This window comes from Bradyrhizobium sp. Bra78 (assembly GCF_024519855.1).
Lineage (GTDB): Bacteria > Pseudomonadota > Alphaproteobacteria > Rhizobiales > Xanthobacteraceae > Bradyrhizobium > Bradyrhizobium japonicum_G.
In genome coordinates this window covers 132,174-154,355 of sequence record NZ_JALJRE010000011.1, presented here as the reverse complement: position 1 = coordinate 154,355, position 22,182 = coordinate 132,174, and the positions used below count along the sequence as shown (strand labels likewise).

Below are 22,182 nucleotides of genomic sequence, written 5' to 3'. Positions count from 1 at the left end.
GGGCCCAGCGAGCCGGATCGCATGGCGCGAAGTCCGATCATTCCGGCGCTGGTCCTGGCGGTCGTGGAAAGAAAGCACTGGTTCGTGCCTGATAGTCCCGATACCGGTGGCCACGGGATCGAAGCATCTGGACCTCGAGCGGAGGTATTCCGGTCACGTGCACGAGGATCCAGTACATGATCGCCGGCGCGATCAGGCTCGCCCAGCCCCATGGGTAGCCCGGCGACAGCGCGATGATCGGATAGGCGAGCCATCCGAGCCATTCGAAGAAATAGTTCGGGTGACGCGACCAGCGCCAAAGCCCGGCATCGCAGACGAGGCCCGCGTTGGCCTTGTTGCGCTTGAAGCGCCGCAATTGCTCGTCGGCGACCGCCTCGCCTGCGATCGCCGCCAGCATGATGGCCGCGCCGGCATAATCCTGAACTCCCAGGGCGGCCCGTGGAGCGTGTGCAGCCAGGAAGACCGCGAATGGCAGCGGCACCGAAGCGAACGCCTGCGACTGCAGGAACGCGAACATTCGAAGCGGCGCCCGTGGGCCCCATTCCTGCGCATAGCTCGCATATCGCGGATCGTCGATACCCGCCGCGGCGCGGCGCGCGATGTGCGTCCCGAGCCTCGCCGACCACAGCAGCACGAGTGTACCCACGAGCATCTGGCGCGCTGGCAGCGCCCCGGCGAGCGGCAAAAGGGCCGCAACCGCTCCAACGAGGCCGACGGAGTAAGTCCAGATCGTATCGACCCACCCGGAATTGCCCGTTCGCTGCTGAACGATCCAGGCCAGCCCCATCAACACCGAAAGGGCCAGGGCGATGCCAGCGATGGTCAGTATTTGCAGGAAACCCATGCCCTCACCGCAAGGAAACTCTGATCATTACGTCCGCCCCAGGCCCCGGTTTCATATCCCGCCATGCGCCGGACGAAAGGGGGTGATCCAGGCCGTCCGTGCCGACGTTTCCTGAGTGCGCATGTGGCCGGTCAGCGATCGGAGCTGTCCCGAGCCGGGCGACGGACGACATTGGCCCGAAACCGGATGTTCCGGCCGTCGCTGGTGGTATTACAGTGGGGGCGACAGAGCATGCGTTTGGCGGTGATCGGGACGGGAATTGCCGGCAACGCCGCCGCATGGCTCCTGTCCGAACGTCATGCCGTGACGGTCTACGAACGCGAATTGCGACCGGGCGGACACAGTCATACTGTGCGCGTTGACTACGATGGCGAACAGATCGACGTCGACATCGGCTTCATCGTGTTCAACGAGCCAAACTACCCGGAACTGACGTCTCTGTTCGCGCATCTGGGCGTGAAAACCGAGGAGACATGCATGAGCTTCGCGATGTCGGCAGACCATGGCCGATTCGAATGGCGGGGCGGCGGCGAGACCTTCCTGCAGGTCGCCTCCGGTCTGTTCGCTCAGCCGCGTAATCTCTTCTCCCCGTCGTATTTTCGCATGCTGGCCGAGGTCCTCCGCTTCAACAGGGAAAGCGTTTCCGACTTGCGAGCTGGCCGGCTCCAGAACCTCACACTCGGCGAATATCTGCGCAAGGGAGCATTCAGCCCGCGCTTGTTCAGCGATTATCTGGGACCGATGGGAGCCGCCATCTGGTCGTCGCCCTCGGCCGACATCCTCTCCTTTCCCGCGGAAAACTTCACCGCCTTTTTCGACAATCACCGGCTGTTGCATCTGGATCGGCCGCGCTGGCGTACCGTCCAGGGCGGCAGCCGGCGCTATGTCGAGAAGCTCACGGCCAGCTTCAAGGGCTGCATCCGGCTCGGCCGTGCCGTGACGTCGGTCCATCGAACCGAGCACGGTGTGACGATCCGCGACAGTCACGGCAATGAGGACGCCTACGATGCCGTCGTGATGGCTTGTCACAGCGATCAGACCCTGGCGATGCTGTCGGACGCCGACCCGCGCGAGCGATCCATTCTCGGCGCGATCCGGTACGCGCCAAACACGGCCTATCTGCACCGCGACCTCAACCTCATGCCGAAACGCCGCAATGCATGGGCATCCTGGAACTTCCTGCGCTGGCGACGCGAAGCGCCTGCCCAGAACGACGTCGCCGTCACCTATTGGATGAACCGGCTGCAGGGCATCGACGACCGCAAGCCGCTATTCGTCAGCCTCAATCCCCCTTGCGAGCCGGCGCCTCATCTCACTTTCGGCAAGTTCACATTCGCGCATCCACAATTTGACGCGGGCGCGTTCGCCGCGCAGAGGCGTCTTCCCGAAATTCAGGGGCACCGCCGCACCTGGTTCTGCGGCGCCTGGACCGGCTATGGATTCCACGAGGACGGCTTGCGCTCCGGCATCGCCGTCGCCGAGGCACTCGGCAGTGCCGTGCCGTGGCGACGATCCGGCGCGTTGGCGCAGGCTGCTGAGTAGAAAGATGTTGCAAACGAGCGCTCCAGAACGAACGGCGACGTCATCTGCAGCCGCGCTCTACCTGGGCAGGGTGATGCACGCGCGAATGCGGCCTGCGCACCACAGGTTCACCTACCGCGTCATGAACCTGCTGATCGACCTCGACCGGCTCGATGAGGCGGATCGCCAGTCTCGCCTGTTCGGCGTCAATCGCGCCTCAGCCTTCAGCTTTCACGAGTCCGATCACGGGAAGCGCAACGGCGCATCCTTGAGCGACCATGTGCGAAGCCTGGCCGAACAACGCGATATCGATCTGTCGGGAGGGCGCATCCTCCTTTTATGTTATCCGCGGGTCTTCGGCTACGTGTTCAATCCGCTTTCGATCTACTTCTGCTATGGAAGTTGCGGTAATCTTGCGCTGCTGATCTACGAGGTGCGCAACACCTTTGGCGAAATCCATTCCTACGTCCTCCCGGTAGAGGACGCTGCTGCCGGCCGTACCATACGACAATGCCAGGCGAAGGAGTTCTACGTCTCGCCATTCATGGACATGCAAACGCGTTATCGCTTCAGCATTTCCCCGCCCGACCGGCAATTGAAGGTCAGGATCGTGCAGACCGACGAGCATGGCGCAATATTTGCGGCTGCATTCTCCGGGCAACGTCGCCCGCTGACCAGCCGCTCGCTGTTGGCGACGCTCGTCACCCTGCCCTTTGTCACCTTCAAGGTCATCGCGGCCATTCATTGGGAAGCGATCCGGCTTTGGCTGAAGAATGTTCCCTACGTTCCCCGTCCGAACCAACGCCAGATGTGAAGCCATGGATCTCGCAGCCACACACCAGACTGCTCGCTTCGATGACGTTCCCTTCCTCGCGCGGCTCGCCCTGCGGCTTGCTTCGCGGCTCAAGCTTGGCACCGTGGACGTTCGCCTACCCGACGGCAGGACCGTCGCGTTGCGAGGAACGCATCCGGGTCCGTCGGCGACCGTCGAGATCAACAGCTACGCCTTCGCGCGAAGTCTGGTCCTTGGCGGCGATATCGGCATGGCCGAGGCTTACGTTCGCGGCGATTGGAGCACGCCGGATCTATCCCAGCTTCTTTACGTGTTCTGTCTCAACGACGACCTGGTCGACAACGCCTTTGCCGGCAGTGCGCTCGTCCGGCTTTGCCGGCGGGCGCTTCATCGATTGCGCCGAAACACGAGGCAGGGATCGCGGCTGAACATCCACGCGCATTACGATCTCGGGAACGAGTTCTTTGCGGCCTGGCTCGATCCCAGCATGACCTACTCGTCGGCATTGTTCTCGCCCGAGACGACCGACCTGCTCGCCGCTCAACGGCACAAATACGCCCAACTGGCGAAGGCGATCGAGCTGCGGCCCGGCCATACCCTACTCGAGATCGGCTGCGGCTGGGGCGGCTTTGCCGAGTATGCCGCCAGGACTTGCGGCGCAAAGGTATTGGCGCTCACCATCAGCAAGGAGCAGCACGCATTCGCGAGCCGACGAATCCACGAAGCCGGGCTCGGCGAAAACGTCGAGGTCCGGTTGCAGGATTATCGCGATCAGGACGGGCAGTTCGACCGTATCGCCTCGATCGAGATGATCGAGGCCGTCGGCGAGCCATTCTGGCCGACGTACTTCAATCAATTGCATCAGCGGCTCAAGCCGGGTGGTCTTGCCGGTATCCAGGCGATCACCGTCCGGGACGAGCTCTTCGACAGCTACCGTCGGCGCGTGGACTTCATCCAGAGATACATTTTTCCGGGCGGCATGCTGCCTTCGCCGAATGTCCTGCGCTCGCTCGGCGAACGCGTGCAAATGCCTTTGGTACGCGAGCAGGTCTTTGGGCAAGACTATGCAAAGACGATCGCGGTCTGGCGAACGAGCTTCGGCCAGGCATGGACGGACCTGACCTCGCTCGGGTTTGACGAGCCCTTCCGGCGGCTGTGGGAATATTATCTGTGCTACTGCGAGGCAGGGTTCAGGGCCGGAAAGATCGATGTCCGGCAGCTGGTATTCGCGCGCCGAAGCTGATGCGACCATCGAACCGCGGCTGCCTCTGCCGGGAGGAGGCCGATCATCGGCTTGGGAAGCGAGGAAATGGTGCCCAGGGGCGGAATCGAACCACCGACACTGCGATTTTCAGTCGCATGCTCTACCAACTGAGCTACCTGGGCATGCTCGACATGAGGGCCAAAGAGATGGTCAAGGCCCATCGAGCGGGCGGTTTATAGTGGGCTGGAAGCTGCCTGTCCACCCGGCTTCGCCTGAAGGCTTCGCCGGGCGCGGCCCGGCTGTGCACAAGATCCGGCGGCGTTGCCGCGGCTGGCGCGCGGCAAACCGGAGACTCCTATAAATTATTGATATTGTTCAATTATTCTTCGCCATCCGCCTCATCATCCCGGCCGGGAATGACGTAGGAGCCTTTCAGCCAGCGGTTCAGGTCGACGTCGCGGCAGCGCGGCGAACAGAACGGGCGGGTTGCCTCGGACTGCGGCTTGCCGCAGATCGGGCAGGTTTTGAGGGGCGCGGCGGGCTTTTTGGCGTGGTCGTCGATCATGTCGGCAGCTTGTACGGAGTGAGGAAGTTTAAGAGCCTGTCGGCAAACGGGTTCCACGGGCGGCGGCGCCTGCTTCCCCGCCGGAGTCCGGTCGGGCCATTCTACTTTGCATGGGGTTGTTTTCGAGATTTTTGTCAGTGCGCTCACACCGCGGTGGCGTTGAGCCAGCCGAAGCGGATCGGAAAACCCTCGCCGCCAAGCAGCGTGGTGGTCTCGTAGAGCGGAAGGCCGACCACGTTGGTGTAGGAGCCCACCATCTTCACCACGAACGAGCCGGCAATGCCCTGCACGGCGTAGCCACCGGCTTTGCCGCGCCATTCGCCGGAGCCGATATAGGCCTGGATGTCATCCTCCGACAGGCGCTTGAAGCGGACCCGGGTCTCGACCAGGCGCTGGCGGAAGGCCTCGCGCGGCGTGACGAGGCAGATTGCGGTGTAGACCCGGTGGTTGCGACCCGACAGCAGCCGCAGGCACTGCGCGGCCTCGTCGACGAGGTTGGCCTTGGGCAGGATGCGGCGGCCGACCGCCACAACCGTATCGGCGGAGAGGATGAAGGCGCCGCGCAGCTCGTCGTCCAGCTGCACCGATTTGAGCGCCGCATCGGCCTTGGCCCGCGCGAGGCGGTTGGCGCAAGCACGCGGCAGCTCGCCCCGCTTCGGCGTCTCGTCGACGTCGGCCGGCCGGAGCGCGTCCGGCTCGATGCCGGCCTGGTTGAGCAGCGACAGGCGCCGCGGCGAACCGGAGGCAAGAACGAATTTGGGGCGGCCGAGCATCAGGTGATTTGGGGGATGAAGCAGGGGGTGAATTGCGCGCGGAACCTATCGGAAGGGGGCTGATTTCACAACCCGGAACCCGGACTTTACTGATTCGTGGCTTCCGACATGCGTGTGCCCTCAGTCTGTGACGCGGGTGTTACGGCTAGCCGCTCGCCGCGCCGACCTTCGTAAACCGCCTGCGGATGCGCATCAGGAGCTGGTCGCAGACCTCGCGATAGGCAGCGAGCTTCTGGTCGCGGCTGCCTTCGGTGGTGGTGGGATCGTGCGTCGGCCAGTATTCGACGTCGGCGGCGAGCGTGCGGGTCAGCTCCAGCGCCTTGTGGTGCGCCTCCGGCGAGAGCGTGATGATGAGGTCGAAATTCAACCCCTCCCAATCCTCCAGCTCCTCGAAGGTCTGCGGCTTGTGGCTGGAGATGTCCTGGCCGAGCTCGGCCATCACGCTGACCGCGAACGGATCGAGCTCGCCGCGCCGCGCGCCGGCCGACTTCACGTAGAGTCCTTGAGGAAACATGTGCCGCAGCAGGCTCTCGGCCATCGGCGAGCGCACGCTGTTCATGGCGCAGGCGAACAGCACCGATTGTGGATCGCGTGCGCGTGGCGGACCCGCCATCGCGCTTAGCCCTTCCAGTGCAGAACAGTAATGAGGGTGAACAGCCGGCGCGAGGTCTCGAAATCGACCCGCACCTTGCCCTTCAACCGCTCCTGCAGCGTGCGCGATCCCTCGTCATGGATGCCGCGGCGGCCCATGTCGATGGCCTCGATCTTGTCTGGCGTCGCGGTGCGGATCGCCTGGTAGTAGCTGTCGCAGATCATGAAATAGTCCTTCACGATCCGACGGAACGGCGTCAGCGACAACAGATGCGCGACCACGGGCGTGCCGTCCTCGCGGCGGATGTCGAACATCAGGCGGCTGCCGGTAATGCCGATATGCAGCGTGAACGGGCCCTTCCCGTCGGCACCATCAGGCGCGAACAAATTCTGCTCGATCAAATCGTAGATCGCGATCGCGCGCTCGTGCTCGATGTCGGGACCGGAACGGCCGATCGACTCCTCATCGAGCGTGACCGCGACGATGCGATTGGTCGAGTCGTCATGTTCGGGCGGCTGGGTCATGACAGATTGAGGCGCAATCCAATCGAGCGCGAATGGGCGTCGAGCCCCTCCGCCTTACCGAGCGTCATCGCGGCCGGGCCCAGCGCACGAAGCTGATCCGGGCCGCATTTCAGGATAGAGGTGCGCTTGAGGAAATCGTGCACCGATAGACCCGACGAGAACCGTGCCGAGCGCGCCGTCGGCAGCACGTGATTGGAGCCGCCGACATAGTCGCCGATCGCTTCCGGCGTATGCGGCCCGAGGAACACGGCGCCGGCATTGCGTATCCTGGCGGAGAGCGCGTCGGGATCCGTCGTCATGATCTCGAGATGCTCGGCGGCAATGGCGTCGGCAAGGGGAATGGCGTCGTCGAGGTTCTTCACCATGATGATGGCGCCGAAATCGGCCCACGAGGCGCCGGCGATCGCGGCCCGCGGCAGCGTCTTCAACTGCGCCTCGACCGCCTTTTCGACATCGGCGGCAAGGCGCGGCGAGTCGGTGATCAGGATCGATTGCGCGCTGGCATCGTGCTCGGCCTGCGCCAACAGATCGGCAGCGATCCAGTCGGCATTGCCGGTATCGTCGGCGATGACCAGCACCTCGGAGGGACCGGCGATCATGTCGATGCCGACCTTGCCGAACACCAGCCGCTTTGCGGCGGCAACATAGGCATTGCCGGGTCCGACGATCTTGGCCACCGGCGCGATCGTCGCGGTGCCGTGTGCGAGCGCGGCCACGGCCTGCGCACCGCCGACGCGGTAGATTTCGGTGACGCCGCCAAGCGAGGCCGCCGCCAGCACCAGCGGGTTGAGCTTACCGTCGGGAGACGGCACCACCATGACGAGACGCGCCACGCCGGCGACCTTTGCCGGCACCGCGTTCATCAGCACCGAGGAGGGATAGGCTGCGGTGCCGCCAGGGACGTAGAGGCCGGCGGATTCGATCGCGGTGTAGCGCCAGCCGAGCTCGACGCCGAGCGGGTCGGTGAAGCGCTCGTCCTTCGGCAATTGGCGGCGGTGGTAGGTCTCGATGCGGTCGCGCGCGAGCTTGAGCGCGTCCAGTGTCGCGGCATCGCAGGCCTTGACCGCAGCCTCGATCTCGGCGGCAGTGATCCGAAGCCCGGATGCGTCCAGCGTCAGCCGGTCGAACTTCGCCGTGGCCTCGAGCAGGGCGGCATCGCCGCGCCTCGCCACATCGTCGACGATACCGCGCGCGGCAGCCTCGACGTCGGCCGACACCTCGCGCTTGGCGGCAAGGAAGCCCGCAAATCGCTGGTCAAAATCGGCGCTGCTGCGGTCGAGGCGAACGGGCATTTTACGACAGTCTTTTGGCTGGTCTTTGGGGGGCAGATTGGCGTCACAAGGCCCCCTGCAATGGCGCGGCGGCCCCCCGCCGTCAACCCTTGAGACGTGTCGTGCCGGCGAAGGCTGGGACCATGCCCGAGCAAATCTGGCTGGTATACCGGCCAGCTCACCCCTCCCCCTCGATCTCCAACCCCGCCCCCAGTTCGTCGCCCCCGAGGTCGGTCAGCTCGCATTCCAGGCATTCGACGTCGAGACGGATGGCGCCGCCTTGGGCGAACAACAGCAGGGCGCTGCCGCTTGGCTCCTCGTCGCGGCCGTCCTGGGGGTGAAACTCGATGCCGACGAGGTCCAGGACGTTGTCCGGCGCGGCAAGGTCGATGTTGCGCGATTTGCACGCGAGCACGCGGTCGAAGCGAAGTGCGGCGACCAGACGGCGCGGCGCGGCGTCGCCGTCCAGCGTCTGCTCCCAGTCCAGCCGGCTCATCCCGACCACAAGCCGCTTTTCGCTTTGCCGCCAGATGATGTCGCCGGTCTCAACGCGGGCGTCTTGGACATGGGCCGAGATCACGGCGAGGTCGTCGGCATCGAGCGCGATCAATTTGAGCTGGGGAGACATCGCCGGTGCTTCTCCTTCAGGGCGGACCGGGCTCAACGCGCGCGGACCGCGAAATTTCCGCGCAAACTAGCGGGCCGGCGGACTAGAGGCTATTGATATCCTCCATCTCCAGCAGCTTCCGCGGATACCCCTCTCGGGCGACGCGGATCATGGCGCGGCCGACCTGCTCGGTCGAGGTGACGAGCCGCGGCGAGAGCCGGCGCAGCACCGACCAGAGTGGCCAGGTCGCGGCATATACGGCCTGCACCCAGGCGGTCTTGGAACGGGCACCGTGCAGGGGTTGGATCGCGCCGGGCCGGAACATGTAGGCGGCCCTGAACGGCAGCTTGAGCAGATCGTTCTCGGTCTTGCCCTTGATCCGCGCCCACATCCGCGATCCCTGCTCGGTGGAATCGGTGCCGGCGCCGGTGACATAGACGAACGTCATTCGCGGATTGAGCCTCGCCAGCGTCGTCGCCGCCGCGAGCGTGAGGTCGTAGGTGAGATGGCGGTAGCGTTCCTCGGTCATGCCGATCGAGGAGACGCCGAGGCAGAAGAAGCAGGCGTCGAAGCCCGTGAGCTGCGCTGCGATCGCCGCGTAGTCGGTGAAATCGCCGTGTATGATTTCGGTGAGCTTGGGGTTGCGCACGCCGGTCGGGCTGCGTCCCACAACAACCACGCGCGCGATGCCGGGATCGATCAGGCATTCGCGCAAGACGCCCTGCCCGACCATGCCGGTCGCGCCGAAGACGATGACTTGCATCGGGACGCTTCCACCAAGGTCGCGGCTCATGCGGCGGCCGCGATTTCGTCGAAGGATACACCGGTCAACGTTGCCGAGACATCCCACAGCATGGCTGCGGCGGCAAGATCCTTCGCCTGCGGCATGACCTTCGCCGGCCTGGGTGGCCCCTTCAATTCGTAGAACCAGTCCGGACCGTAATATCCGCCGGGCTCCGCGTCCGGCGAGGTCGCCGCGAACAGGGTTGGCAGCGCGCCGTCTGCGGCAGACTGGCTGATGAAAGGCTGCAGCCAGCGGCTCACCCGCGACTGGAGGGTGTTGGCGCCCGGGCCATTCGCGATGAGATCGGTCCGCGCGTAGCCGGGATGGGCGGCAAGGCTCGTCAGGCCCCAGCCGGCCGCAAGGCTGCGGCGCTGCAACTCCAGCGAAAACATCAGCATCGCAAGCTTGGACTGGCAATAGGCCCGCCAGGGACGATAGGAATGCTTGGCTTGCAGATCCTCGAAATTGATCGCGCCGGAGCGGTGCGCAAGGCTCGACAGATTGACGACGCGCGACGCCTTCGCACGGCGAAGCTGCGGCAACAGCCGCGCCGTCAGCGCGTAGTGGCCGAAATAATTGGTACCGAGCTGCATCTCGAAACCATCCTCCGTCTGCTGCCGCTTCGGCAGCGCCATCACGCCGGCATTGTTGACGAGGAGGTCGAGCTGCTCGTTGCTGGCGGCAAAGCGCCTCGTGAAATCGGCGACGGATGCGAGGCTGGCGAGGTCGAGATGCTCGTAGGCGATCAATGCGTTGGGAAAGCGCTCGCAAATGCCCTCGATCGCTCGCAGGCCCTTTGCGTCGTTGCGCCCGGTGAGTATGACAATGGCACCGGCGCCCGCCAGCGCCATCGCCGTCTCGTAGCCGAGGCCGCCCGTCGCTCCGGTCACGACGGCGGTCTTGCCGCCCAGAGAGGGGATGTCTGCCGTGGTCCAGTCGGTCATGCCGGTCTCCGTTCGGGGCTGGAATGAGGCCCGCGACCGGTCTAAATGTGCACTTGGTGCAACTTTGCAAGAGGTGAAATCATTTGAAGGCTTCGAAGCCCGCCAGAATATCGGTCAGGACACGCGCCAAGCCATTGCCGGCACGGGTCAAATCCCCTGATAGTACCGGCCTGCGCCAACGCAAGCTGCAGGCCACCCGCGAGCGGCTGGCCCGCGCGGCGATGGCGCTGTTCCTGGAGCGCGGCTTCGAGGCCACGACCATCGACGATATCGCGGCCGCGGCGGACGTGTCGCGCCGCAGCTTCTTCCATTATTTCGCCTCGAAAGAGGACGTGGTCACTGCCTGGCAGGAGGGCGCCGCGGCCGCGCTGGTCGCGGAGGTCGTGGCGCGGCCCGCGGACGAATCCATGCTGACCGCGGCGGAGAATGCGATCGCGGCGGCGGTCAAGCGGATCGATCCGGCGGAGGCTGCGGCGATGTCGCGGCTCAAGCGCGACAATCCCGCGCTTCAGGCCCGCGACCAGCTCAAATACGAGACGATCGAGCGGGCGCTGGCGGACGGGCTCGCGCAGCGCGCCCGAAGCAAATCGGACAAGCTGAACGCGCGGCTCGTCGCGATGATCGCCACCGGCGCGATGCGCGTCGGCGGCGAGAGCTGGATCGGCGAAGGCGCGCGGGAGAAGCCGGAAGCTTTCGTGAAGCGCACCTTCGATGCGATCAGGGCGATATTGAAGTGAGCGCCCTCACCCCTTGAAGAACGCCAGCAGGTCCACGTTGATGGTCTCGGCGTGCGTCGTCGGCATGCCGTGCGGAAAACCCTTGTAGGTCTTCAGCGTGCCGTTCCTGAGCAACTTGGCCGACAGCGGCGCGGAATCGGCGTAAGGCACGATCTGGTCGTCGTCGCCGTGCATCACCAGCACCGGCACGGTGATCTTCTTCAGATCCTCGGTGAAGTCTGTCTGGGAGAACGCGACGATGCCGTCGTAATGCGCCTTCGCACCGCCCATCATGCCCTGGCGCCACCAGTTCTGGATCACCGCTTCCGACGGTTGTGCGCCGGGGCGGTTGTAGCCATAGAACGGACCGGCGGCGAGGTCGCGGTAGAAGCCGGTGCGGCTGGCGGCGAGCTGAGCCTGGAGACCGTCGAACACGCTCTTCGGCAGGCCGCCGGGATTGGCCGCGGTCTGCACCATCAGCGGCGGGACGGCGGAGAGGATCGCGGCCTTCGCCACCCGGCTCTCGCCATGGCGCGCGATGTAGTGCACGACCTCGCCGCCACCGGTGGAGTGGCCGACGTGGATGGCGTTCTTCAAGTCGAGATGCGCCGTGACAGTCGCAAGATCATCGGCGTAGTGATCCATGTCGTGGCCGTCGGAGACCTGCGAGGAGCGGCCATGGCCGCGACGGTCATGGGCGATGACGCGGTAGCCTTGGTTAGCGAAGAAAATCATCTGCGCGTCCCAGTCGTCGGCCGACAGCGGCCAGCCATGGCTGAACACGATCGGCTGGCCCGCACCCCAGTCCTTGTAGAAGATCTCGACGCCGTCCTTGGTGGTGATCGTGGGCATGAATGGCTCCTTCAGTGAGACTCAGTGCGGCGCGCGCGAGGCGCGAGCCGGCAAGCGGGAGATGGTTGTGCAAGCGTTCGAGGTCGATGCCGCGCACCGCCCTGCGGTGGCGAAGATCGGGCGATCAGGCAAACGCCATCGGCCTGAAGCGGCGCCAGGCACGGATAGTGAGCAGCACGAAGAACACCAGCACGATGCCCTGCACCACGGCGAACACCGGGCCCGACGGCGGCGCCGGCGGTACGGCCGGTGCGAGCGCGGCGAGCGCCGGCACTTTCAGGAACGACTGGATCACCAGCACGAAGACGTTGAAATAGAGCGAGATCATCGCGGTCACGATGTAGACCGGACGCCAGATGCCGGCGAGCTTCATGCCGTAGAGCGCGATGCAGGCGACCGCGAGCAGGACCAGCGAGATGATGCCGATGATATGCGACGGCAGCAGCTCCTTGAACGGAAACAGGAAGCCGGTGGCGCTGGTCAGAATCGTGAACAGCAGGAAGATCGCGGTCAGGCCCGGCATCGGCTTGGAGCCGAGCAGGCCGAACATCGCGACGAGGCCGGCGGCGATGCCGATCAGGCTGATGATGACATGGACCAGTGTGAAGGCGGGCAAGCTCAACCCAAGAACCATGACATCTCTCCTACTCTGCGCATTGAGATCGGGGATTGATATTACGGCCCTCATCAGATTGCCACATGCGCTGGCGTCACACATGCGTGCGCAGCCATGCGTCATCGTGCGAATCGAAAAACGCATGGCTGAATTTTTTGCATCGTTGTCGCAAACGACGGCAGGCTTTCGACGAAAGTTGAATCGATCGCCGCAGCGCCGGCCCGCGGTCGGCGGGCCGACACGACGAAGCCTCACACGTCCTTGGTGTCGAAGATCAAGAGGTCGGCGCCGCCACTGGCGAATTTCGGCACGTCACCCGCGGCCGCCTTGCCTGCTTCGCTGCCGAATGCCGCCTGGATGGCGGCTACGTTGTCGAAGCTGAGAATGGCGACGAGGTGGACTCCGGAAGGTCCGGCGGGGGAGCCGACCGGGCCCGTGCTGACTGCGTATTTCTTCAGGCCGGGAAGTTTCTTGGCGAGCGGAATGTGGGTCTCGGCATAATGCTTGTCGAAGGCGGCAGCATCCTTGGGCGTCTTGTAGAGCACGACGAGTTCGGCCATTGAGTCCTCCCTTTAAGCGTTTTGTTTGTAGATCCTCATGATGCGAAGCACGCGTCTCGAACCATGAAGGCCCGGCTTTGGCGGCTGGGCCTTTCATCCTTCGAGACGCCGCTGTCGCGGCTCCTCAGGATGAGGCGATAGTCCCGCATGACACGGCAAGATGGCAAGCCTCAATCGACTTGCCGTTCCCTCGTCTTCTCCTTGACTAACGCGCGATCGTGGTTGGTTCCAGTCGTGATCGCGCCTTAGGCTTATTGTTTGAGCATGATCTTTTCGGAAAACCGCTGCACACTTTTCCGGATCATGATCTAAAGCGCCGGTTTTGCGGCGTCGCCGAGATAGCCGTGCAGGGAGGCCACGACCTGCGCGCCCTCGCCGATGGCGCCGCCGACGCGCTTGACCGAGCCGGAGCGGACGTCGCCGACGGCGTAGACACCGGGCACCGAGGTCTCCAGCGGCGCGACAAGGCGGCCCTGGTTCTGCTCGGACTGGGCGCCTGTCACGACGAAGCCGCCGCGATCGAGCGTGATGCCGCAACCGTCGAGCCAGCCGGTGGCGGGATCGGCGCCGACGAACAGAAAGAGATTGCGGATGTCGGCGGATTCCTCGTCGTTCGACAGCCGGCTCTTCAGGCGGATGCGCCGCAGCAGCGAGGCTTCGTCGCCCTCGAGCGCGGAGATCTCGGTGTTGAACATCAATTCGATGTTGGGTGTCGCTTCGATGCGCTCGATGAGATAGCGCGACATGCTGGCGCCCAGCCCGCCGCCGCGGATGATCATCAGCACCTTTCTGGCGTGCCCCGACAGGAACACGGCCGCCTGCCCCGCCGAATTGCCGGCGCCGACCAGCGCGACCTCCTCGCCGGCGCACAACTTCGCCTCGACCGGGGAGGCCCAGTACCAGACACCGCGGCCCTCGAACCTGTCGAGATTCTCGATCTCCGGCCGGCGATAGCGCGCGCCGCTGGCGACCACGATCGCGCGCGCGCGCAGGGGGTCGCAGCCGTCGAGCGCCACTGAGAATGCGCCATCCCTGCGCGTGCAGTCGAGCGACTTCACCGTGACGGGAATCATGATCTCGGCACCGAATTTCTGGGCCTGGGTGAATGCGCGCGCGGTCAATGCCTGGCCGGAAATGCCGGTCGGAAAGCCGAGGTAGTTTTCGATGCGCGCGCTGGCGCCGGCCTGGCCGCCGAAGGCGCGGGTGTCGAGCACCGCGACCGACAGCCCTTCGGATGCGGCATAGACCGCGGTGGCGAGCCCGGCCGGTCCGGAGCCGACGACCGCGACGTCGTAGATGCGATCGTCCTTTGCTCCGCCGATCATGCCGATGGCGCGGGCAAGCTCGGTTTCGCCGGGGTTGCGCAGCACCTCGCCGCTGGCGGCGACGACCAGCGGCCAGTCTTCCGGCTTGGGCGAATAGCGCGCGATCACTTCCGCGGCGTCGCGATCACGCTCGGGATCGAGCAGATGATGCGGCTGGCCGTTGCGGGTGAGGAAACCCTGCAACCGCACCACGCCGGCCGAATGCGACGGACCGATCAGCACCACGCCGCCGACGCCGGCCTGGAGCAGATTGACCCGGCGCAGGATCAGCGCGCGCATGATGCGCTCGCCGAGGTCGGCCTCGGCGACCAGCAGCGCCCGCAGGCGCTCCGGCGGCAGCAGCAGCGTCTCGACATCGCCCTCGGCGCGGCCGTCGACCAGCGCCGGGCGGCCGGACAACTGGCTGAGCTCGGCCAAAAATTGTCCCGGCCCCTGGTCGATCAGCGGCGTCACGTTGCCGAGGCCATCACGCTGGGTGATGGCGACATGGCCCTTGAGCACGACGAACATGCCCGGCCCGGGCTTGCCGGTCTCGAACAGCAGCTCTCCATCTGCGTAGGTGCGAACCTCGCCGAAATGCCGCATGCGCTCGATCTCGGCCGATGTCAGTGCCGGAAACGTCTGCTCAGGGCGGGTGAACCGCGACATCTGCGCGTCACCGTCGGTTCGTTGCGATTCGTCCTGCCCCATTGCCACTTCCATGCACTCCAAAAAATTCCAGCCGCCGGATTCTAGCTGCCAGTCTTCAGCCACCGGTCTTGCCGGCGACGTCCTCATTTAGGGAACCATCGTCATTTTGCGAGGGCTCGGCGGTTGCGGCGCGTTCGCGCGCCTGCAGCTTCCGCCGCTTCAGGTTTTCGCGCAGCGCCGATTTCAGACGGTCGTCCCGGGACGCTCGCGCCTGTCGCGAGTCCTGCTTTGCGTCCTGCCTCGCGCTGTTGTCGTTCTCGTCAGCCATCACCGGTCCATTACAGCGATCGGCGATAACATGCCCAGCGAATACGGCAGCTCAAGAGGCAAGCGCGATCCGATCGTGCGAAACTCAAAATGGGCCGATTCCGGCACCGCGGCCAACTGGCCAGTTGGTTGGGAATTTGCGGAACCGGATCGCCGAAAACCGGTCATTTCGGGACGAAATGGCCGATTCCGGCGCGCAACCGGCCCGATTTTATCGATTTCGCGGGGCCGGCAAGCTTGCACAGGAGGGGGGCTTGTGGCAGATATCGGCCCGCTTGGTAGGCCCCTGTGGCGGCCGATTCTCATCCCAGCACATGCTGCCGTAGCTCAGTGGTAGAGCACTCCATTGGTAATGGAGAGGTCGACAGTTCAATCCTGTCTGGCAGCACCATTCTTCAGCTGAATCACGCATGAAGCAGCCTTCTCGCGGCATTGGAGGCCCGAGTTTTGCTGGTTTCCGTTGCCCCCTTAAGTGAAGAGGGCGCAGGGAAGACCGGGTGCCGGCTGGCACCCGCGGTCCGCTGCGCGAAAACGTAGCGCAAAGAGACCGCACAGCAGCATACAGGTGTAGCCGAACACTCGGCCTTCCCTGCGCAGTGGGTTGACGGCTTATGCCGTGCTCTCCCCGGCGACGAGTTCCTTCTTGTCACCGTCGCCTTGCGAATTGGCGATGGCCAAAGACCCGGTTGAGCCCCGATCCATCTCCGCAAGGCTTGACCGTAGCAACGACGGCCAGGACCACACGATTTTGCCGTACGCAGCTCATCCTGCTTCGCCCGAAGGGCTTCGCAGGACTTGGGCGCCGTTCGTCCGCACGCTAGCCAAGACCTCACGAGGTTCATCTCGCCCTTGTCCCGCCTTCGCGTGCCCGGCACTGCCGCGTCCACCGCACCCCGATCCACGTTTCGTTACGACGGACGATCGCCCCTCTCCCTGGATCGGGATGGCGGTTATATGCCGCAAAACCGAATTTCGGTAAAGTGGAATATTTTTGTGAGGGAGGGTTGACGGGGTTTTGGGTGGCGCGGGTGTTTTGCCCGACGGGTCAGATTGGCGCACATCGTGGGCTTAAGCTCGTATATCGCCCCACCACAGGAAAGGGACACAAACTGACATCGAGCAGACTTCCGCTATGGGGCCAGATGCGGGACTGCGGAATGAGCAGCCGCCGGCTCAAGCTGCACCGCGCAAGCGGACCAGCAAAGTCCAATCCCTTCATGATTGCGGAGGACATCTCAAGCGGCAATTTTCCGGCTGGGGGTGGGATCGCGCTGAACCTGGTTTTTTGCCGTCGGCGCATCGAGACTCGCTTGCTGCTCAAGGTTTAGCTAGAGTTCATGCCGTCTCAATCAAGTTCTGGGAATTGAGATGCATCGCTCTTTCCGAGTCCTTTTGTTGCTTTGCATGACCGCGGCCGCCAAGCCGGCCGATGCACAGGAATGCGCGGCACTTTCCGGCCGAATGCGATTGGCCTGCGCGGTAGCAAAGTATCCCGCGTTCGGCGCCCAAGTCGAGCGCTGCAAGGATGAGGCGCGCGCAATGGGCTTACGGGTTGTGAGAGGCGATCCCGGATTTAAAGGCTACGTGGTCGGTTGTGTACACCGCCTTCCGGCGGTAGCCCGACTTCAGCGGAATGCTATCACGCGCCATTGACGGCGATATGGCGGAGCTTGCCGACATGTCAACGAGCCTGTCGACCACATCAGGGCAGCTCGATGGTCTGAGGTCCGCTATGGATCACCTGCGACCTCGCGCGAGCAATAGCTAAGGTCAGCTTTGGCCGGGAGTTACAGCGCACTCATCTCGCAGGAGCCTCATCTTCACCCACCTGATGCCCGGTGAAGCGATCGTCCGCCCGGCGCAGCCGGCGGCATAGCTCGCGATTGATGTTCTGCAGGACGATCACATAGGCGTGGATATCGGCCTTGTAGCAGGCGTAGAGCTTCTGGGCGGTCAGTTCGTAGAGCACCGTCGGACTCAGCGCGATCACCGTGGCGGATCGATTTTGCATTTCGATCAGCGTCATCTCGCCGAAGAAGTCGCCGGGCTCCAAAACGGAAATCGGGATGACGTTGCCCGAATTCGTCCGCTTGCTCACCGCCAGCCGGCCGGATTTGACGATGAACAGCGAGCGTCCCGGCTCGCCTTCCGCCACGACGGTCGCGCCGACATCGAAGCTGCGTTCGACCAGCATCGACATCAGCAGGTCGAGGCTCGCGTCCGTGAGGCCGCCGAAGAACGGCGTCGCGAGCAGGAATGCTTTCAGATCGGGGGCACTGACAGCCATGGCGATCCTCCGCGCTGCAAGCTATCTGGGCCGGCGCCCCTTTATCGCGTGTGCGCGCGCATTGTAGGTGATGCGACCATCGGCATCCGCCGGCAGGCGCGCACGGACCCGCGAGATGAGCATCTCGACGTCTCCCGCCTTCATCGCTGCGACCGCAGGCCGAACCGCAGGAGATTTCAGATTTGTTGCCCAGAAATCATCGAAACTGGAGAACGTCCGGTGCACTGTAATCTCTCGCGTTTGCACATCCTCGAGACCTGCTCCGGTCCACAGGTCTCGCAGCGCTTCCGTTCGTGACGCGTCCATCCGCGGCGGGCGGGTTGCCGCAATGCCCATTGCCTTCATCTCGTCGTAGATCGGATCAAGCGGAAAGCCGCCACCCAACATGTCCCACATGTACGTCACGACCGCACCGCCGGGGACAACGACTCGCACCATCTCGCTGACGCCCTTGGCGGGATCCGGAACGAACACGAGAACCAATGCCATCACCGCCGCATCGAAGCTGCCGTCGGCGAAAGGGAGCGCCATGGCATCACCCTGGCGAAACCTGGCCACGCGCGCCGCGGGCCGTGTACGCGCATAAGCGAGCTGCTCTGCCGAGGGATCAATGCCCTGGACCTCGACGGGGCTGCATCGCTCGACCAGCAGTTCAGTAAAGGCCCCGTTGCCGCAACCGATGTCGATCCACCGCAAACCCCGGGGAGGCGCCAGCCAATCAAGGAATATCTCGCCAGCGAACCGGCTCCAAATTCCCATCATCTGTTCGTAGGCGGCACCGTCGTCGAAGTGAATTGTCTGCTCTGCCATTTCCAGATCCTCCCGGCTCGACGACGATCCTTGGCTCCTACCATTCTGCACATAAAGGATGGGATCGGGAAGTCTCGGATGGGACTTGGTCGCCTCGGCTCACTGCCGCGCAACACTCTCCCCACGGAGCGTCCTTCGCTTTCGCCACACCTGCAGGTCGACCATGGCTTTTACGGTTACCCCAAGGATGAGCGCACAGAGCGCCGCCTTCGAGATCGTCTCCATTGTCCCCTCGATCAGCAGGCAATGGACCACGCTGCCTGCGACGATGACGATCGCCAGCGGTATGTGAACGAAGCGCCAGGTTCGCGGTCGAAGTCCCAATCGCCGGCGCAGCAGCGCCAGAAGCGCGACGGTGAAGATGGCCCACATCGCGATCACGCCGAAGGGGGAGAAGGGCGTCGGCGATGAGAAGGTCAGGGCGTCGATCATGTCGGGAGGGCTGGTGATCCAGAGGCCGGCGACATGGATCACGATCGCCAGAGCAAGCGCGCCGCCGATCCAGTGATGGGCGCGCCGGCCGCGATAGGCCGAGAATCCCGGTAAGTATCCGCCGATCAGCAGGGGCTGAATGAGCACGAGACCGAGCGCAATGATCCCCGCGAAGCCGGCCAGGATGTAGACCGGGCCGCGCCATGCGAGTTGCTCGCTCCCCGCGGCGGCGGCGATCGGAACGCAGACGGCCAAAGCAAGGGCGACCCAGATCAGGATCACCTTGGCCAGTCTCCACCGCGTGGTTCGCAATTCGATCAGGCCGACTGAAGGACGAAGTGCGCTTCCAGGCTGGTTTCCTTTGCGCTCCGCATCACCGGCCGCAGGAAGACCGTTTTGAAGTCGCCGCTGTCATAGGCGAGGTGGCCATGCGGCTGGCCGAAGATGGGAATGATCTGCGGCATCTCGAGCCGGAACTTGCCGTCCTTGTCGGTGAGCGTGGCGCCGTGACTCTGCGGCTCGTGCTCCTGCCCTTCGACCGTGTGCGCCCAGATCTGGATGCGTTGGCCGGCGAGCGGAGCGCCGTCGCCGGCGCGGCGGACGGTGCCGCTCATCCAGAAGCCGCCCTTGCCGATCCGCTCCACGACCGGCGCGCCCTTGCGGTAGTTGTTCGCCCCGCCCGACATCGAGTCGGTCGGTGCGAGCCCGTCCGCGCGGGCAGGCAACAGCAGGCCGGAGACGCTGGTTGCCAGGACCCCGGTTGCGAGAGCGGAGCCACTGGCGGCTAGGAGGCTGCGGCGGCTGAGTACGACCATGGTCATATGCTTCCTCCCGGCGAGCGCGCAGTTGCTCCGCCAAGCGTACAACAACAAGCGCAAGACGCCCAGTTGGGACCAAGGGTGCGACAGGCTGCAATAACAGCGTTGTGAACGGCTAAGACCGGATGGGTTTCGCTGAGCCTTGTCTATCCTGCAGCTTCATGCCGCAGATCGCGGTCACAGCCCGCCGAACCGATAATTGAAGCCGACGCGGAAGATGTTGTCGGTGACGTGAGACGAATACCGCACTGCCACCGGTGCGCCGCTGGGAGAGGTGACCGGCGTGATGGCCGTTCCCGAGACCGTGCCGAGGTCGATGTAGAGATATTCGGCCCTGGCGGACCAATTCGCGCCGATGAGACCTTCGAGGCCGCAGCCCAAGGTCCAGCCCGCCCGCGTGCTGCGATCGCCGAACGACGTCGCGGCCGACGTCAGAACGACAACGTTCGTGCCCTGCGGACCGGTGATATTGGTGCCGCTGACGGCGCCGCTGGTGCTGACCTCGCCATAGGCGAGACCGCCTGTCACATAACCCAGAATGACAGGCGTGAAAGTGGTGCCGACACGGCCGCGGATGGTGCCGAACCATTCCAGGCTCTGGTTGAGACCGAAAACGACCGGCACGCCCGGAGTGTTGAACGGCGCGGTGTCGCCGATATGGCCCGGCGTGCAGGCGCCGTTGAACGGAGCCGCGGCCAGGGTTCCGCCGGCGCAAACGGCAGTATTATTGCCCTTTTGTCCCGATCCCTGGAAGTCGGCCTCGACGCCAAACACCCAGTTCATCCGCTGCCAATTGTAGCCGGCCTGGCCGCCGCCAATCACACCGGTCATGTCGAAACCGCTGGTGCCTGAACTCAGCAACGCTCCGCTTGCCGAGTCAGAAAACGATTGGGTGGTGGAGGAGTTGCCCCAGCTATAGCCGAGATTGAGGCCGGCGTAGAAGCCGTTCCAATTGTAGACGGCAGGCGGAGCCGCGTGTGCGTCGGCCGCGATCAATGACGCCAAACACACGATACCACTGAGGATGCGCTTCATAACCGCTCTCCAGCTCGATATCAAAAGTCAAGCAATCCTCATGAACCTAGCTGAGTTTCGCGGCCTTCGCTGTAACGCTGGCGCCACATGCCCGGCTTCTTTTGGCGGCCGACCCCGCGTCCGGTCGGGCACAGCGATTTTGAATGGCATCTTTGCGCCTGCATTTGCGTGGCCGTGCCGCGCTAACATCGGGACCCGGACGGCACTACATGTGAGAGCCCGGCGCGCATCCCCGCGCGCCCTCATCCGGACCCGCCATGATCCCCTTCTCAGTGCTCGACCTCGCTCCCATCCGCAGGGGTGGCGATGCGGCGCAGGCGTTTGCCAATTCGCTCGATCTGGCCCGGCATGCCGAGGCCTGGGGCTACAAGCGGTTCTGGCTGGCCGAGCATCACAACATGACGGGCATCGCGAGCGCGGCGACGTCGGTGGTGATCGGACATATCGCGGGCGGCACCAAGACGATCCGCGTCGGCTCCGGCGGGATCATGCTGCCGAACCATTCGCCGCTGGTCATCGCCGAGCAGTTCGGCACGCTGGAATCGCTCTATCCCGGGCGGATCGATCTCGGGCTCGGCCGCGCGCCGGGCACCGACCAGTTCACGGCACGGGCGCTGCGGCGCGACCTTGCCACCACGTCCGAGAATTTTCCGCAGGACGTGCTGGAATTGCAGGCGCTGCTCGGCGACGTGCAGCCGAACCAGGCGATCCGCGCCGTGCCCGGCATGGGGACCAAGGTGCCGCTGTGGATCCTGGGATCTAGCACCTTCGGCGCGCAGCTTGCAGGCATGCTCGGCCTGCCGTTCGCCTTCGCCTCGCATTTCGCGCCCCAGATGATGATGCCGGCGCTGCGCGAGTATCGTGCGCGCTTCGAGCCCTCGGCGCAGCTCGACAAGCCCTACGCGGTGGTCGGCGTCAATGTGTTCGCGGCCGACAGCGACGCGGAGGCGCAGCGCATGTTCTCATCGCTGCAGCAGCAGTTCATCAATTTGCGCCGCGGCACGCCGGGCCCGCTGCCGCCGCCCACGGACGACATGGACGCACTGTGGTCGCCCGCGGAGAAGGCCATGGTCGGCCAGTCGCTGTCTTGCTCCGCGGTCGGCACGCCTGAAGTGGTCGAACAGAAACTGAAGACGCTGATCTCCGAGACCGGCGCGGACGAGCTGATGACCACTGGCCAGATCTACGACCACGCCGCGCGGCTGCACTCGTTCGAGATCGCAGCCGGCGTGCGGGATCGGCTGGCTGGGTGAGCGCGGCGCCTCCTGAAGCAGAATGAGATCGGGCTCGATTGTGGCAGCGACCAGGAAGGTGCGCTTCCTCCCCGCTTGCGGGGGAGGGTTGGGGAGAGG

General features: G+C 64.6%; 25 protein-coding genes and 2 tRNA genes. 7 read left to right on the top strand and 20 right to left on the bottom strand.

Translation table 11 applies throughout. The features are described from left to right. Positions 1–37: 37 nt before the first annotated feature. The gene (locus OC450_RS23985) at positions 38–844 is read right to left on the bottom strand and encodes a DUF1295 domain-containing protein (RefSeq protein ID WP_262048795.1); all 807 of its coding nucleotides are present in this window, start codon (positions 842–844) and stop codon (positions 38–40) included. 231 nt (positions 845–1,075) lie between these two features. Between OC450_RS23985 and OC450_RS23980 the strand changes: the two genes are divergently transcribed. The 3 genes from OC450_RS23980 to OC450_RS23970 are packed head-to-tail and all read left to right on the top strand — an operon-like array spanning position 1,076 to position 4,401. Continuing rightward, the gene (locus OC450_RS23980) at positions 1,076–2,386 is read left to right on the top strand and encodes an NAD(P)/FAD-dependent oxidoreductase (RefSeq protein ID WP_262048838.1); all 1,311 of its coding nucleotides are present in this window, start codon (positions 1,076–1,078) and stop codon (positions 2,384–2,386) included. A gap of 4 nt (positions 2,387–2,390) precedes the next feature. Beyond that, the gene (locus OC450_RS23975; protein WP_211381136.1) at positions 2,391–3,179 is read left to right on the top strand and encodes a DUF1365 domain-containing protein; all 789 of its coding nucleotides are present in this window, start codon (positions 2,391–2,393) and stop codon (positions 3,177–3,179) included. Positions 3,180–3,183: 4 nt separating this feature from the next. Continuing rightward, entirely contained in the window at positions 3,184–4,401 is a 1,218-nt protein-coding gene (locus OC450_RS23970; RefSeq protein ID WP_211382377.1) for an SAM-dependent methyltransferase, read from the top strand. A 67-nt stretch (positions 4,402–4,468) separates the two neighbouring features. Here the strand turns inward: OC450_RS23970 and OC450_RS23965 are convergent. From OC450_RS23965 to OC450_RS23925, 9 genes are all read right to left on the bottom strand, one after another. Beyond that, positions 4,469–4,544 (bottom strand) — tRNA-Phe (locus OC450_RS23965). A 197-nt stretch (positions 4,545–4,741) separates the two neighbouring features. Further along, a complete protein-coding gene (yacG, locus tag OC450_RS23960) occupies positions 4,742–4,924 on the bottom strand; it encodes a DNA gyrase inhibitor YacG (protein WP_211382376.1) in 183 nt (60 codons plus the stop codon). 146 nt (positions 4,925–5,070) lie between these two features. After that, positions 5,071–5,700: a Maf-like protein gene (locus tag OC450_RS23955; protein ID WP_211381135.1), complete on the bottom strand. Its 630-nt coding sequence runs from the start codon at positions 5,698–5,700 to the stop codon at positions 5,071–5,073. A 145-nt stretch (positions 5,701–5,845) separates the two neighbouring features. Continuing rightward, entirely contained in the window at positions 5,846–6,313 is a 468-nt protein-coding gene (locus tag OC450_RS23950) for a low molecular weight phosphatase family protein (RefSeq protein ID WP_256807323.1), read from the bottom strand. 5 nt (positions 6,314–6,318) lie between these two features. Then, on the bottom strand, positions 6,319–6,816 hold the full coding sequence (locus OC450_RS23945; RefSeq protein ID WP_211381133.1) for a UPF0262 family protein: 498 nt from the start codon (positions 6,814–6,816) through the stop codon (positions 6,319–6,321). Then, a complete protein-coding gene (gene hisD, locus OC450_RS23940) occupies positions 6,813–8,108 on the bottom strand; it encodes a histidinol dehydrogenase (protein ID WP_262048794.1) in 1,296 nt (431 codons plus the stop codon). Before hisD ends, OC450_RS23945 begins: the two co-directional genes overlap by 4 nt. A gap of 157 nt (positions 8,109–8,265) precedes the next feature. Continuing rightward, positions 8,266–8,715, bottom strand: a complete 450-nt coding sequence (locus OC450_RS23935; RefSeq protein ID WP_211381131.1) for a DUF2948 family protein — start codon at positions 8,713–8,715, stop codon at positions 8,266–8,268. Between the two features lie 82 nt (positions 8,716–8,797). Next, positions 8,798–9,457 (bottom strand): NAD(P)H-binding protein, encoded by a 660-nt coding sequence (locus OC450_RS23930; RefSeq protein ID WP_262048793.1) that lies wholly within the window; start codon positions 9,455–9,457, stop codon positions 8,798–8,800. A gap of 26 nt (positions 9,458–9,483) precedes the next feature. Further along, entirely contained in the window at positions 9,484–10,422 is a 939-nt protein-coding gene (locus tag OC450_RS23925) for an SDR family oxidoreductase (RefSeq protein ID WP_211381129.1), read from the bottom strand. Positions 10,423–10,505: 83 nt separating this feature from the next. Here OC450_RS23925 and OC450_RS23920 point away from each other — a divergent pair, with 83 nt between their 5' ends. Beyond that, complete coding sequence (locus tag OC450_RS23920) at positions 10,506–11,159, top strand: TetR/AcrR family transcriptional regulator (protein WP_262048792.1); 654 nt, start codon at positions 10,506–10,508, stop codon at positions 11,157–11,159. Positions 11,160–11,165: 6 nt separating this feature from the next. Here the strand turns inward: OC450_RS23920 and OC450_RS23915 are convergent, their stop codons facing one another. The 5 genes from OC450_RS23915 to OC450_RS23895 all read right to left on the bottom strand — a co-directional run bounded on the left by OC450_RS23915 (position 11,166) and on the right by OC450_RS23895 (position 15,449). Continuing rightward, positions 11,166–11,990, bottom strand: coding sequence for an alpha/beta fold hydrolase (locus OC450_RS23915; protein WP_211381127.1), 825 nt, complete (start codon positions 11,988–11,990; stop codon positions 11,166–11,168). A gap of 124 nt (positions 11,991–12,114) precedes the next feature. After that, positions 12,115–12,624, bottom strand: coding sequence for a hypothetical protein (locus OC450_RS23910; RefSeq protein WP_262048791.1), 510 nt, complete (start codon positions 12,622–12,624; stop codon positions 12,115–12,117). Between the two features lie 233 nt (positions 12,625–12,857). After that, positions 12,858–13,166: an EthD family reductase gene (locus OC450_RS23905; protein ID WP_211381125.1), complete on the bottom strand. Its 309-nt coding sequence runs from the start codon at positions 13,164–13,166 to the stop codon at positions 12,858–12,860. Between the two features lie 308 nt (positions 13,167–13,474). After that, the gene (locus tag OC450_RS23900) at positions 13,475–15,181 is read right to left on the bottom strand and encodes an FAD-dependent oxidoreductase (protein WP_211381124.1); all 1,707 of its coding nucleotides are present in this window, start codon (positions 15,179–15,181) and stop codon (positions 13,475–13,477) included. A gap of 55 nt (positions 15,182–15,236) precedes the next feature. Continuing rightward, the gene (locus OC450_RS23895; RefSeq protein ID WP_211381123.1) at positions 15,237–15,449 is read right to left on the bottom strand and encodes a hypothetical protein; all 213 of its coding nucleotides are present in this window, start codon (positions 15,447–15,449) and stop codon (positions 15,237–15,239) included. A 315-nt stretch (positions 15,450–15,764) separates the two neighbouring features. Between OC450_RS23895 and OC450_RS23890 the strand changes: the two genes are divergently transcribed. Both OC450_RS23890 and OC450_RS23885 read left to right on the top strand, forming a co-directional pair. Next, positions 15,765–15,839, top strand: a tRNA-Thr gene (locus OC450_RS23890). 766 nt (positions 15,840–16,605) lie between these two features. Beyond that, positions 16,606–16,776: a hypothetical protein gene (locus tag OC450_RS23885; RefSeq protein ID WP_256807325.1), complete on the top strand. Its 171-nt coding sequence runs from the start codon at positions 16,606–16,608 to the stop codon at positions 16,774–16,776. A 470-nt stretch (positions 16,777–17,246) separates the two neighbouring features. Here OC450_RS23885 and OC450_RS23880 read toward each other — a convergent pair whose 3' ends face one another. From OC450_RS23880 to OC450_RS23860, 5 genes are all read right to left on the bottom strand, one after another. After that, a complete protein-coding gene (locus OC450_RS23880; RefSeq protein ID WP_256807326.1) occupies positions 17,247–17,735 on the bottom strand; it encodes a Crp/Fnr family transcriptional regulator in 489 nt (162 codons plus the stop codon). A 21-nt stretch (positions 17,736–17,756) separates the two neighbouring features. Continuing rightward, positions 17,757–18,545, bottom strand: coding sequence for a class I SAM-dependent methyltransferase (locus OC450_RS23875; protein ID WP_262048790.1), 789 nt, complete (start codon positions 18,543–18,545; stop codon positions 17,757–17,759). A 99-nt stretch (positions 18,546–18,644) separates the two neighbouring features. Beyond that, a complete protein-coding gene (locus tag OC450_RS23870; RefSeq protein ID WP_211381119.1) occupies positions 18,645–19,259 on the bottom strand; it encodes a ferric reductase-like transmembrane domain-containing protein in 615 nt (204 codons plus the stop codon). Positions 19,260–19,294: 35 nt separating this feature from the next. Beyond that, the gene (locus OC450_RS23865; RefSeq protein ID WP_211381118.1) at positions 19,295–19,798 is read right to left on the bottom strand and encodes a Twin-arginine translocation pathway signal; all 504 of its coding nucleotides are present in this window, start codon (positions 19,796–19,798) and stop codon (positions 19,295–19,297) included. Between the two features lie 174 nt (positions 19,799–19,972). After that, entirely contained in the window at positions 19,973–20,830 is an 858-nt protein-coding gene (locus tag OC450_RS23860; RefSeq protein WP_262048789.1) for an outer membrane protein, read from the bottom strand. 257 nt (positions 20,831–21,087) lie between these two features. On the opposite strand from OC450_RS23860, the gene OC450_RS23855 reads away from it, so the two are divergent. Continuing rightward, positions 21,088–22,083, top strand: a complete 996-nt coding sequence (locus OC450_RS23855) for an LLM class flavin-dependent oxidoreductase (RefSeq protein ID WP_211381116.1) — start codon at positions 21,088–21,090, stop codon at positions 22,081–22,083. Positions 22,084–22,182: the final 99 nt, after the last annotated feature.